We start from the raw sequence: 12,124 nt of genomic DNA, 5'->3' as shown, positions 1-12,124 counted from the left end.
GATGAAAAATGAGAGAAATCAAGTACGAAGATATCGTCAAGAGTGTAAAGGATATGATTCTTTACAGTGCAACAAACTTGCCTAAAGATGCTTATAATGCATTAGAAACTGCATATAAAACTGAAAAGAGTGAAGTATGTAAACAAGTTCTTAAGCAGATTTTGGAAAATGCGGATATCGCAGCAAATGAAGCAAGACCTCTTTGCCAAGATACAGGCTTAGCTGTTTTCTTTATTAAAGTGGGCGAAGATCTTAAAGTTGTTGGTGGTAGCTTGAAAAAAGCAATCAACGAAGGAACTGAACAAGGCTATAAAGAGGGTTATTTAAGAGCTTCTACCTGTCATTGGGACACAAGAGCTAACCTAAAAGACGAAGTAGGCTATAACCTCCCAGCAATCATTCATTTTGACCTTGTTGAGGGTGATGGCTTAGACATCGAATATGCTGCAAAAGGTGGCGGTTCTGAGAACGTTTCTCGCGCAACTGTATTTCCTCCTGCAAAAGGAAGAAAAGGTATTATTGAATACGTTAAACAAGTCATTTCTGATGCAGGTCCAAATCCATGTCCTCCACTTACTGTTGGTGTTGGTATTGGTGGAACATTTGAAAAAGCGGTTATCTCTTCAAAACATGCACTCTTTAGAGAGCTTGGAAGCAAAAATACAGACCCCGTTTTAGAATCAATGGAAGAAGAGTTAATGGTACTTCTTAATAACTTGGGTATCGGTGCTATGGGTATGGGCGGAACAAACACAGTTCTAGGTGTTCATATTGAAAAAAATCCATGCCATATTGCGAGCTTGCCAGTGAGCGTTAACGTTCAATGCCATAGTTCAAGACACATGCATATCAAGCTATAAGGAGAAAATTATGAGCAAAACTTATCATTTAACAGCACCACTTAGTGACGCAGATGTAGTACAACTAAAAGCGGGCGATATTGTTTATTTAACAGGTGTTGTTTACACAGCACGTGACGCAGCACACAAAAAATTGGTTGATCTTTTAGATGCAGGACAACCTCTTCCTTTTGATATGAAAGGTGCGGTTATTTATTTTGTTGGACCAACTCCTCCAAAACCGGGTGACCCAATTGGTAGTGCAGGCCCAACAACTTCTTACAGAATGGATTCATACTCTCCAAAACTTATCAATGAGCAAGGTCTTAAAGGTATGATTGGTAAAGGTAAACGTAACCAAGATGTTATTGACGCTTGTGTTAAATCTAAAGCAATTTATTTTGGAGCAACAGGTGGTGCGGGCGCACTTCTTGCACGCCAAATTAAAAGTGCTGAAGTTATCGCATACCCAGAATTGGGTCCTGAAGCTATTAGAAAACTTGAAGTTGTTGATTTCCCTCTTACGGTTATTAATGACACTTTTGGTGCAGACCTTTATAAAATTGGCCGTGCACAATACGAAGTATTTTAGTATTTGATGTTACGCAGTTTGCGTAACGGTATCTTAAACAATGAGTAAAACCCATTGTTTAAGGTCAGGGATATATCCCCGACACCTCCTAAAGCTTCATAAAACGAGTTTTATGAGAAACAAAAGGTCAAATGTTACGGACTTTTGTAAAAGTCTGTAACATCATTCTGACACATTCAAGTATGAGAGCCTATTTTGGCTCTCTCTTGCGTTCTTTTTCAAAATAAAATTTTTATCAAAATCTTCTTGGCCTTTTTGTGTGCGTCATTCTTTTCGATAAAAATTTTTATAAACATTGATTTATCGGTGATAAAATATCATGTATCAATAGTTAAGTTTTGAAGGTAATATTTTGATGAAATTATGGTGGCATTGAAGTCTAAATTAGAAAATATATAAATGGTGATAAAGGATAATGTATGAAAGTTAGTGTTGGATATGGAAAAGATGAAAAATTCGAGTTGGATATTAACGAAAAACAGCTTATAGGTGTCTACAATCCTAATAGTGTCCCTAAGATTGACTACAATCATGCGATTGATGAAGCTCTAGCTCACCCTATTGGTAAAGAGGCTTTTGATACATTTATCGATACAGATGAGCGTATTGTATTTATTGTCAATGATGGTACTCGCCCTACTCCAACGCGTAAAGTGCTTGCTCGTATCTATCCAAAGATCAAAGATAAAGATATTTTCTTTATCGTAGCAACAGGCTGTCATAGAGCGCCAACAGAGGAAGAGTGGCATTTTATCTTAGGTAAAGAGATTTATGAGGATTTAAAAGCTAAAAATCGTCTCTGGAGTCACGATTCTCATAACGATGAAATGGTCTATCTTGGTAAATCAACCAATGGCACAGAGATGTATCTCAATAAAATTGTAGCAGAGGCAAAAAAAGTATGTCCTATTGGTTCGGTTGAACCACACTACTTCGCAGGGTATACAGGAGGTAGAAAAGCCTTTTTACCAGGTGTTGCGGCGTATGATACGATTCAACAAAATCACCTTTTAGCCCTTCACCCCAATGCACAAGCGCTTAGCCTAAAAGGCAATCCTGTGCATGAAGATATGATGGATGCCATGGGTGTTTTAAAACACATTGATGTCTTTGCCATTATGACTGTACTTGATAGCGATCACGATATTTGTGCTGTAAGAGCTGGCGATCTCAGTGATTCATTTTATGCAGGCATTGATAAAGCCGATGAAGTCTTTTGTGTCAATATTCCTCAAAAAGCAGACATCGTTATCTCTGTTGCTCCGTATCCGATGGACATTGACCTTTACCAATCTCAAAAAGCTCTTGATAACGGCAAGCTCGCACTGAAAGAAAATGGTATTCTTATCATGGTTGCAAAATGCCGTACAGGTATTGGTGAGGAAGGATTTTTCAAACTGATGAGTTCAGCACACTCAGCACAAGCGGTACTGGATAAAATCAAATGCGGTTATAAACTAGGCTATCACAAAGCGGCTAAAATGGCTGAGATTAACCTTTGGGCGCAAAGTTGGGCGGTGAGTGAACTCACGGATGAAGAGATGAAAGCGGTACACTTAAAGCCTTACCATGATTTACATGTAGCACTTGCAGAAGCGATCAAAGAAAAAGGTGCAGATGCAAGCATCATTGTGCTTCCATTTGGTTCGATTACTGTTCCAAAACTTGTGACAAAATAACGTAAAAAAGAGGTCTAGTGAGAGTTTTATATTATGACTGCTTTAGCGGTATTAGCGGCGATATGCACCTTGGAGCGATGCTTGATTTGGGTGTAGAGAGTGACTACCTAAAGCAAGAGCTCTCCAAGCTTTCTTTAGATGCTGCGTTTAGTCTTGATATACAACGAGCGTCTAAAATGGGCATTAGCGGAACGAAAGTGAATGTCACATTGACACCACATCAGCAGAGTGGATGGCATGTTCATCCGCACTCTCATTCTCATGCGCGCCATCATCATGAACATCGTACCTTTAAGAGCATTGAAGCGTTGATTCAAAAGAGCGCTTTAAGTGATGCCGTTAAAGAGCGAAGTTTAAAAATGTTTTGGTGCGTGGCATTAGCTGAAGGAAAAATACATGGTAAAGAGCCTCAAGATGTAGGCTTTCATGAAGTGGGAGCAATCGATTCTATTGTTGATATTGTAGGCTCTGCGATCTGTTTGGAAGCTTTACATGTAAACAAAATTATCGCTTCTAAAATTGAGCTAGGTGGTGGGTTTGTGCAGTGTGCTCATGGTACACTGCCTGTTCCCGCTCCCGCGACACTTGAGATTTTAAAAAATGTACCTGTGACTTTGGGTCGTGTACCCTCTGAGACAACAACACCCACAGGCGCTGCGATCATTAAAGCCAATGTAGACGAATTTTGTGAAAAATCATCTTTTATGATCGAGAAGATTGGTTATGGCATTGGTCACAAAGATTTTGCGATTCCTAATGTGTTGCGTGTGCTTTTAGGTGAAATCGAAGAAGATGCCGTGCCCGTGGATGAAGAGATTGTTTTAGAGACTAATCTTGATGATATGAGCCCTGAAATACTCTCTTACGTACAAGAAAGATTGTTTGCAATAGGCGTGAAAGATGTCTATACAACAGCGATTACAACGAAGAAAAACCGTTTGGGCGTGAAACTCAGTGTTTTAGTTAGCGCTGAGAAAGAAGCTGAGGCGATGGAGGTGATCTTTTCGGAGACGACATCCATAGGGCTTAGACGTCAACGTGTTGAAAAAGTAGCCTTAGATCGTGAGATTATCAGTGTTACAACGCCTTACGGAGAGATTCATGTGAAATGTGTCTTTATGGGTGGAAAAATGCTCAAATACAAAGCCGAATACGAAGAATGCAAACAAGCAGCGCTAAAATACCAGCTTCCCATTTTACATGTCTATGAAAGTGTTACCGTTGCGATGAAAGAGAGAAAAAGAGATGTATAAAAAATACGAACATTTAAAAGAGATTATTGCTTCCTATGACAGTCTTTTGGTTGCCTTTTCAGGCGGTGTCGATAGTAGTTTTTTACTTAAAACTGCTTACGATGTTTTAGGAGATAAAGCCATTGGGATTACTGCTTCAACGCCGTATATTGCAAATTGGGAGATTGCTGATGCCGTGCGTATTGCCAAAGAGATTGGTGTACAACACGAAGTGGTTAAAAAGCCGTGGATTGAGGCGGTTAAGAGCAATCCTAACAATCGTTGTTATATTTGTAAACATGCCCTTTTCTCTTCACTTCTTGATTTTACACAGCAAAAAAGTTTTAGTGCGGTTGCCGAAGGAAGCAATGTGGATGATACAAAAGAGTTTAGACCCGGTCGTGTTGCACTTGGCGAACTGGGTATCAAAACACCCCTATTGGATGCTGGGCTGACCAAACGTGAGATTCGAGCCCTTTCAAAAGAGATTGGTCTTAGCACGTGGGATAAACCCTCTTATGCGTGTTTGCTTACACGTTTTCCTTACAATCAGACCATTAACGATAAAGCTTTGTTGATGGTTGCCGATGCTGAGGGGTATATGATATCCCAAGGTTATGGGCATATTCGTGTACGCTACGTCGATGGATTGGCACGTATTGAGATGCCAGAGAGCGAAATGATTCGCTTTGTGAATGATGCACGTATGAAAGAGCTGAGAGATCATTTGAAGTCACTTGGTTTTTTACATGTAACGCTTGATTTAGAGGGATACCGACAAGGTTCTATCGCAGAATCACGCAGTGAAAAGAGCGCTTAAGATGTGCGGACAAGGAATCGAAAAGCTTTTAGAAGCGGTTAAAAATGGCGATGTGAGCATTGCCGATGCGATGCAAAAAATCAAAGGTGAGCCCTTTGAAGAGTTGGACTTTGCCAAAATAGATCACCACAGAGGTGTTCGTTTGGGCTATCCCGAAGTCATTTATGGTGAGAGTAAAACACCTGATCAGATTGCTCAAATCACCCAAAGACTTTTGGCAAAAGAAAACAACATTCTCATTACGCGTGCCAATGACAAGGCGTATGAAGCTGTTCTAGCCATCGCACCAGAAGCTAAATACAATTTGATGGGTCGAACCATAACCATTGAGCGTGAGATTACAACACCACCTGATAGTTACATCGCCATCATAGCAGCTGGAACGTCCGATCTTTATGTGGTTGAGGAAGCGTACGAGACGGCTCGTATCTTGGGAAACCATGTCAAAAAAGTGGTTGATGTGGGCGTTGCGGGCATTCACCGTTTGTTTGCACACTTAGATGTCATCCAAAATGCTAAAGTGGTCATTGTCATCGCTGGTATGGAAGGAGCACTTGCAAGTGTCATCGGCGGGTTGGTCGATAAACCCGTCATTGCTGTACCAACCAGTGTAGGCTATGGTGCAAGCTTTGGAGGTGTCGCAGCACTTCTTTCTATGCTCAACAGTTGTGCGAGTGGTGTGAGTGTTGTCAACATCGACAATGGCTTTGGCGCGGCGTATAACGCGAGCATCATTAACCATTTATAATTAAGGGTAAAAACCCTTAATTATAAGCTTTTGTTGCCTTTCTAATCTCAAAAATCAGCTCTTTTTGGCGATTGTACATATAGCGTAGTAAGTAGTCATCATACGGTTTAGGAAGATTTTCCATCATTACCACAATTTTACTAGCGCCATTTTTTTGCGTGATGTAGGTTACTTTTGCTTCGATATTCATAAGCACATAACCATTCTCACCCTCTTCATTTGGCAGTGAAAAATTCAGTTTTACTTTTTGATACATCAACTCATCTTCAGATAATGACTTCGTAACTTTCATGGCAATGGAATTAACTGAAATATCAAGAATTTCACCTTGTGCAGAGGAAAGATGTCCATATTTGATGAGTACTGGTGTGCGAATGTTGGTTTGCACACGTGTGTGCTGTCTGCTATTGGCACTATTTCTCATAAATTTGAGATTTTTCATAATGACTAAAGAGTGTTTAATATCAACCATAGCGACATCCGCTTTGATGTCTTTTGGGAAGTTGGGTGCTTGTAAAACGGTTTCACCTTCTAATTGCATCGCATAACCTTGAAGGTTTTCACAGGTTAATTGGTAACTGTTCTCAGGTAACATCTTTTGGATGTGCGAGTTGGTATTGATGCAGAGGCCTTTGTAGATATTAAGAAGCTTAATGGGGATTTTATTATTGACACAATTGTGCATCAAATAAGCGATCTGTTCTTGTTCATCAATGATATTGTCAAAATAATCCAACTCGAAATATTGAATCCTTGCAATATCGTGAGGCAAAAGGTTTTTTGTATTAATCTTCTCGATATACTCTAAGACTTCATTAAGATCATCTGATTCGACGTGAAAAGCAGAAGTAAGAATAATAGGGGTTATTTTTTCATTTTCAGTAGCGAGAATGAGCTCTTGTTGCAAATGTTTTGTCTGTTCACATGCATGTTCAAAGTTGTCCTCTTCTCCCATAAGGATGTATAGATTTGGACTCCATTGAATGAGCTCTTGGTGTGCCTCTTTAAGTTGAAAAAGTTTTGCCATTAAATTTTTAAAGGAATCATAAATGGTGGTGCTTGTAAACGTTTTATTGAGCTTTTCAAGGTTTGAAATATTGATAAAAATGAGTGAAACGGCTACATTTGTTACACTTTGCTGCGCAAGGCGATCTTTAAGTTTATCAATGAAGTCAAATCTATTCAGTATTGTAGAACAGTTTTTTGGTTCACTTTGGGGATCATAGCTAATCAATGTCACTATTTTTTCACTGCTTTGCGGAAAGGATTTGATGACACACAAATGGCTTTCTTTCTGCCCCGAAGCTGCTTCGATGATAATGATACCTTGGGCATCTTCATTTTCTTTGAGAGCTTGACAGAGTTCATCGTCATGGTTTATTTTTGCTTGGATGTCTGCTAGATCATTTGTTTCATAGAGCATTTTAGCTTTTGCATTGGCATAAGTGAGTTTTTCACCATGAAAAACAAAAAAAGGAAAAAAGTGTTCGATCTTTTTTTCAAGTTCTATTTTTTGAAAAATATAGAGTTTATTATCAAGTTTTGTAGGATTTTTAGTAAAGATAGACAAGAGTAAATTCTCATCATTTTTAAGTGGTAGAACATCTGTAAGACCAAAATGCAGTGCAAATTTGAGCAGAAGGCTATTTTCAACATCGTCTGCGAAAATATAGGAGATAATGGGCTGATGTTTTGTAAAAATACTGACAAGAAGTTTGAGTTTTTCTTTGGTACTCTCGCCAATTTCAATAAATAAAATATCTGCCATAGGAACAGCTTTAAGATCTTTGTTGAGATCAAAAGATTGAAAATGGGAATGTTCATTTTTTGCATGATGCAAGATTGTTAATTTTTCTTCATCAAAATAGAGATGTGCGATGGAAAGATAACGAGTTTCGTGTAAGAATTGTTCTAAAAGCATCGGATTTCCTCATAATCATCTGAATTTACATTCTACCAAAATTCATAGAAAATTTAATCATTTTTTAACTACAATACTTTATCTTTTAAAAGGAACAGTCGAATGATGTATTATTTAGCGATCGAAGGGAAGCAAAAACTTAGCGGTAGCGTCTCTATTTCAGGGGCAAAAAATGCTGCACTCCCCCTTTTAGCGTTAACCCTCCTCTCAAAACGAAAAATTACGATTTCCAATATGCCACAAGTGGCGGATGTTAAAACTTTATTACAACTTCTTTCCAATTTGGGTGCAACCTTTACATGTAAAGATAAAAATGTGGTTGATGTCGATGCCACAACAGTTAATTCTGCATGTGCCAATTATGATATCGTTCGTAAAATGAGAGCTTCCATCTTAACGCTTGGACCATTACTTGCACGTTTTGGACACTGTGAAGTCTCTTTGCCTGGTGGTTGTGCTATTGGACAGCGCCCTATTGATCTTCACCTAAAAGCTTTGGAGCAAATGGGTGCCATCATCGAGATTAAACAAGGTTATGTTTTAGCCAAAGCGCCTAAAGGACTTAAAGGTGCAACTATTATTTTTGATAAAGTGACTGTTACGGGAAGCGAAAATATCATTATGGCAGCAGCCCTTGCGCATGGCACAACCACGTTGTTTAATGTAGCAAAAGAGCCAGAAGTCGTTCAAGTGTGTGAAGTTTTAGCCGAAGCTGGAGTAAGTATTGAAGGTATTGGTACCTCTAAACTTGTTATCAAAGGAAGTGGTGGCAAACTTTTAGATATTCAAGATTTTCGTGTTATCCCTGATCGTATTGAAGCGGGAACGTATTTGTGTGCAGGTGCAATCACAAAGTCGAAAATTACGGTTACCGATGTCAATCCAAGACATCTTGATGCGGTTATCTTAAAATTGGAACAAATGGGCTTCAAAATTGATGAGACAGAGACAACATTGACCATTCATCCAGCGGACAAAATCTTACCTTCAGACATTGAAACAACCGAATACCCAGGTTTTCCAACCGATCTTCAAGCGCAATTTATGACACTGTGTACGCAAGCCAAAGGAACGAGCATCATTGATGAGCGTCTCTTTGAAAACCGTTTTATGCACGTCAGTGAGCTTTCGCGTATGGGTGCAAACATCAAACTCAAAGGTCATAGTGCAACGGTTGAAGGCAAAATGAAGCTCAATGCAGCTGATGTTATGGCAACGGATTTGAGGGCGAGTTCAGCGCTTATTTTAGCGGCACTTGTAGCGGAAGGAACCACCAAAATTCACAGAATTTATCACCTTGATCGCGGGTATGAAGATTTAGAGGGCAAGTTTTCTAAATTAGGCGCTCACATCGAAAGACTAGAGGAATAAAAAATGAAAAAAGAGCAAGTGGTCAGTTTTAATGAGGCGATAAGACTGAGCCTTTCTCTCGCATCCAATAAGCCTGATGTCGTCTGGGTGAGTATATTTGATGCTCTGGGTAGAACATTGGCTCGGGAGATTACATGTAAGAAAAATCTCCCCTCTTACAACAATGCTGCCATGGATGGATTTGCGCTCAAGCACAAAGAAGGCTTAAGTGAACTTCGCATCAAAGCAACCATCTTTGCAGGCAATGTCGTAGAAGCATGTTTAAGTGAAAATGAGTGCTATAAAATCATGACAGGTGCAAAAGTGCCGGATGATGCCGATACAATCATTCCTTTTGAAGACTGCATCTTTTACGATGACTTAAAAGCTGTTCTTCCAACTTCCATTAAAAAAGGCAATGCTTTACGTCTTAAAGGTGAAGAAGAGCGCATTGGTTCTGTCATCTTAGAAGAAGGTGTGTGTTTGGGGTCTCGTCAAATTGCATTGCTTGCATCACAAGGTATTAGCATGGTGCAAGTTTATAAAAAATTGCAGATTGCTATTTTTTCTACAGGCGATGAACTCAAATCACCTTGGGAAAATGCCAGTGAAGATGAAATTTACGATATCAATGCCCTTGCCTTACGTTCTTTACTCGCTGAACATGGCTTTATTGCGCATTACTGTGGTGTCATACCAGATAATTTAGAAGCAGCAACTGCTTATTTTTCTCGCATGAAACAGTACGACGTTTTAGTTACGAGTGGTGGTGTGAGTATGGGCGAGGCTGACTTTGTAGAGCAAGCACTTCTTAATAATGGTTTTTCTGCTTCATTTCATGGCATTAATATTAAGCCAGGAAAACCTACCATGATGGGCAAAATGGGTGAAACCATTGTAGCTTCCATGCCTGGAAATCCTCTGGCCGCTTATGTCAATGCATTCTTATTTTTAATTCCATTACTTAAAAAACTTCAAGGTGAAAAAAACTTTAACTTTGATGCAACAAGTGCCCTCAATGTAGAGAAATTTAATGTAAAATCAGGTCGTGTCAACCTTGTTTTAGGCACTTTGAACGATGGGAAATTTTATGTTTTTGGTGAAAATAAATACGGCTCAGGTATGGTAAAACCCCTTGTAAACAGTAATGCACTTTGGATTAGTGACGAAGAAATTGGCAGTGTTGAAGCTGGAAAAGATATCAAAATTTTATTACTTTAATATTTATTTTTAACATTTGTCTCCCTTAGATATAGATTTAGTTTAAAAAACTTGACCTTTTGATATTTTTTTAGATAATATTGCGTCACGAAATTGACAAAGTGCTCTTCTAAGGGAATGTGATGTTTAACGAAATAAAGATCTCGACAAAACTACTTTTTATCTCGATTGTAACCGTTCTTGGTTTGGTAATCCTCTCGTATGTGAGTATTAACGCTAGCCTCATTGGCAAAACTTCTTTGGAAACCATTTACGAAAAAAATGTGGTTCCAGACAATGAAATTACTGTTGCACGTGATAATTTTGAGATGATTTTAAATGATCTCATTCATGTGACCAGTGAATTTTTACCAACAGGACAAGCTAAAGAGCGTTTGCCGCTTGTTGAAAAAAACATGAAAGCCTTTTTTGATAAAGCACTACAAAGTGACTTTTATACAGAACCGACGCTCAAAAAACATCTGAATGAAGCGTATGAGCGTTACAGTCAAAAAATCGCTCCTAAATATCAACGTATCTACGAGCTCTATCAAAAAGATAACCGAGAAGATATTGGTGATATGGCAGTTGAAATTGAGGCAGATTGTAAATACATTAGTGGACGTTTTGATAATATCTCTAAATTTACGAACCAACGTGTCAAAGATATCAGTGTTGAGATTAGTGCCAAATTGCACAACAATCTTTACCTTGTTATTGGTATCTCTTCGCTTATTTTACTCATTACCTCAGGACTTCTTTTTGCGATTACACGCTATTTGGTTAAAGGAATTGCACGGATTAGTGATCACTTGTCAGACATTACACAAGATTTAGCCCTCAATCGTCCTATTGTCGTTGCAAATAAAGATGAAATGGGCAATATCAGTGAAAATCTCAACACCCTCCTCTCTACGTTACAGCAAGCTTTGATTAAAGCAAAGCTGACGATGGCTTCCAATTTGGAAACAAATAAAAGTATGCAAACATCGGCACATACGATTACGCGTGTTGCCCAAAATCAAGATCGTATCGTAGATAATGTCAAAAAACTGACCACGAAGATCAACAACGAATTACAAGAGTCTCGCGACATTTCAGAAGCCTCTGCTGAATATATGAAAGAAGATTATGTCATGTTGGATCAAATGATCGTAACACTGGATGAGATTGTTGAAAGCATTAACCATGTCAGCCAAGATGAGCAACATATATCTTCACAAATGCACAATCTAGCAGAACAGACAACTCAAATTCGCTCTGTTCTTGAGATGATTAAAGATATTGCAGACCAAACCAATCTTCTAGCGCTTAATGCTGCCATAGAAGCAGCACGTGCAGGAGAGCATGGTCGAGGGTTTGCCGTTGTTGCCGATGAAGTGAGAAAGCTCGCTGAGCGTACTCAAAAGTCACTTTGTGAAATCGATGTCACGATCAGTGTTGTGGTTCAAAGTGTCTCAAGTGCAAGTGAAAATATCAAAGAAAATAGCCAAAAAGTAGTACATCTTAATGAAAATGCTATTAAAATCTCTTCGATGGCAAATGAAACCAAAGAGAAGACAGCCAAAAGCTTGGAAATTACCACGATAGCCTATGAGAAGGCGTTGAGTATTTCTAAAGAGATTGATCAACTGACACAAGGCGTTGAGGAAGCGACAGGGCTTGCACATGAAAATAAAAAGATTGCTGATGACTTGATGAATATCTCCAGCCGTTTAAATCTTTCTACCGTAGAATTAGAGC

General features: G+C 38.9%; 9 protein-coding genes and 1 pseudogene. 9 read left to right on the top strand and 1 reads right to left on the bottom strand.

Features of this window, described 5'->3' with window-relative positions:
• Positions 1-8: 8 nt before the first annotated feature.
• The 6 genes from SAR02S_RS05500 to larB all read left to right on the top strand — a co-directional run bounded on the left by SAR02S_RS05500 (position 9) and on the right by larB (position 5,910).
• Complete coding sequence (locus SAR02S_RS05500; protein WP_041957683.1) at positions 9-860, top strand: fumarate hydratase; 852 nt, start codon at positions 9-11, stop codon at positions 858-860.
• Positions 861-870: 10 nt separating this feature from the next.
• Positions 871-1,431 carry a Fe-S-containing hydro-lyase gene (locus SAR02S_RS05495; protein WP_041957681.1) on the top strand — a complete coding sequence of 187 codons (561 nt, stop codon included), beginning with the start codon at positions 871-873 and terminating at the stop codon, positions 1,429-1,431.
• Between the two features lie 419 nt (positions 1,432-1,850).
• Entirely contained in the window at positions 1,851-3,110 is a 1,260-nt protein-coding gene (locus SAR02S_RS05490) for a lactate racemase domain-containing protein (protein ID WP_041957679.1), read from the top strand.
• 17 nt (positions 3,111-3,127) lie between these two features.
• Positions 3,128-4,363 carry a nickel pincer cofactor biosynthesis protein LarC gene (gene larC / locus SAR02S_RS05485; RefSeq protein WP_041957677.1) on the top strand — a complete coding sequence of 412 codons (1,236 nt, stop codon included), beginning with the start codon at positions 3,128-3,130 and terminating at the stop codon, positions 4,361-4,363.
• Positions 4,356-5,162: an ATP-dependent sacrificial sulfur transferase LarE gene (larE, locus tag SAR02S_RS05480; protein WP_041957674.1), complete on the top strand. Its 807-nt coding sequence runs from the start codon at positions 4,356-4,358 to the stop codon at positions 5,160-5,162. Before larC ends, larE begins: the two co-directional genes overlap by 8 nt.
• A 1-nt stretch (position 5,163) precedes the next feature.
• Positions 5,164-5,910 carry a nickel pincer cofactor biosynthesis protein LarB gene (gene larB / locus SAR02S_RS05475; protein WP_041957672.1) on the top strand — a complete coding sequence of 249 codons (747 nt, stop codon included), beginning with the start codon at positions 5,164-5,166 and terminating at the stop codon, positions 5,908-5,910.
• A 16-nt stretch (positions 5,911-5,926) separates the two neighbouring features.
• Here larB and SAR02S_RS05470 read toward each other — a convergent pair whose 3' ends face one another.
• On the bottom strand, positions 5,927-7,831 hold the full coding sequence (locus SAR02S_RS05470) for a PilZ domain-containing protein (RefSeq protein ID WP_041957670.1): 1,905 nt from the start codon (positions 7,829-7,831) through the stop codon (positions 5,927-5,929).
• 102 nt (positions 7,832-7,933) lie between these two features.
• On the opposite strand from SAR02S_RS05470, the gene murA reads away from it, so the two are divergent.
• The 3 genes and pseudogenes from murA to SAR02S_RS13725 all read left to right on the top strand — a co-directional run.
• Positions 7,934-9,202: a UDP-N-acetylglucosamine 1-carboxyvinyltransferase gene (gene murA, locus SAR02S_RS05465; RefSeq protein WP_041957668.1), complete on the top strand. Its 1,269-nt coding sequence runs from the start codon at positions 7,934-7,936 to the stop codon at positions 9,200-9,202.
• Between the two features lie 3 nt (positions 9,203-9,205).
• A complete protein-coding gene (locus SAR02S_RS05460; RefSeq protein WP_041957666.1) occupies positions 9,206-10,402 on the top strand; it encodes a molybdopterin molybdotransferase MoeA in 1,197 nt (398 codons plus the stop codon).
• Between the two features lie 1,229 nt (positions 10,403-11,631).
• Positions 11,632-11,979: pseudogene (locus tag SAR02S_RS13725) on the top strand (methyl-accepting chemotaxis protein); the annotation flags it as partial.
• Between the last annotated feature and the right edge of the window lie 145 nt (positions 11,980-12,124).

Origin of the sequence: Sulfurospirillum arsenophilum NBRC 109478, assembly GCF_000813345.1 — a bacterium.
Lineage (GTDB): Bacteria > Campylobacterota > Campylobacteria > Campylobacterales > Sulfurospirillaceae > Sulfurospirillum > Sulfurospirillum arsenophilum.
Note: the sequence above shows the minus strand (reverse complement) of the source record. Positions and strands in the feature narration are given on the sequence as shown.

Excerpts from the sequence above, each read along its gene's own strand:
- SAR02S_RS05500 (WP_041957683.1), top strand. The coding sequence starts at position 9 with ATGAGAGAAATCAAGTACGAAGATATCGTCAAGAGTGTAAAGGATATG.
- SAR02S_RS05495 (WP_041957681.1), top strand. The coding sequence starts at position 871 with ATGAGCAAAACTTATCATTTAACAGCACCACTTAGTGACGCAGATGTA.
- SAR02S_RS05490 (WP_041957679.1), top strand. The coding sequence starts at position 1,851 with ATGAAAGTTAGTGTTGGATATGGAAAAGATGAAAAATTCGAGTTGGAT.
- larE (WP_041957674.1), top strand. The coding sequence starts at position 4,356 with ATGTATAAAAAATACGAACATTTAAAAGAGATTATTGCTTCCTATGAC.
- larB (WP_041957672.1), top strand. The coding sequence starts at position 5,164 with ATGTGCGGACAAGGAATCGAAAAGCTTTTAGAAGCGGTTAAAAATGGC.
- SAR02S_RS05470 (WP_041957670.1), bottom strand. The coding sequence starts at position 7,831 with ATGCTTTTAGAACAATTCTTACACGAAACTCGTTATCTTTCCATCGCA.
- murA (WP_041957668.1), top strand. The coding sequence starts at position 7,934 with ATGATGTATTATTTAGCGATCGAAGGGAAGCAAAAACTTAGCGGTAGC.
- SAR02S_RS05460 (WP_041957666.1), top strand. The coding sequence starts at position 9,206 with ATGAAAAAAGAGCAAGTGGTCAGTTTTAATGAGGCGATAAGACTGAGC.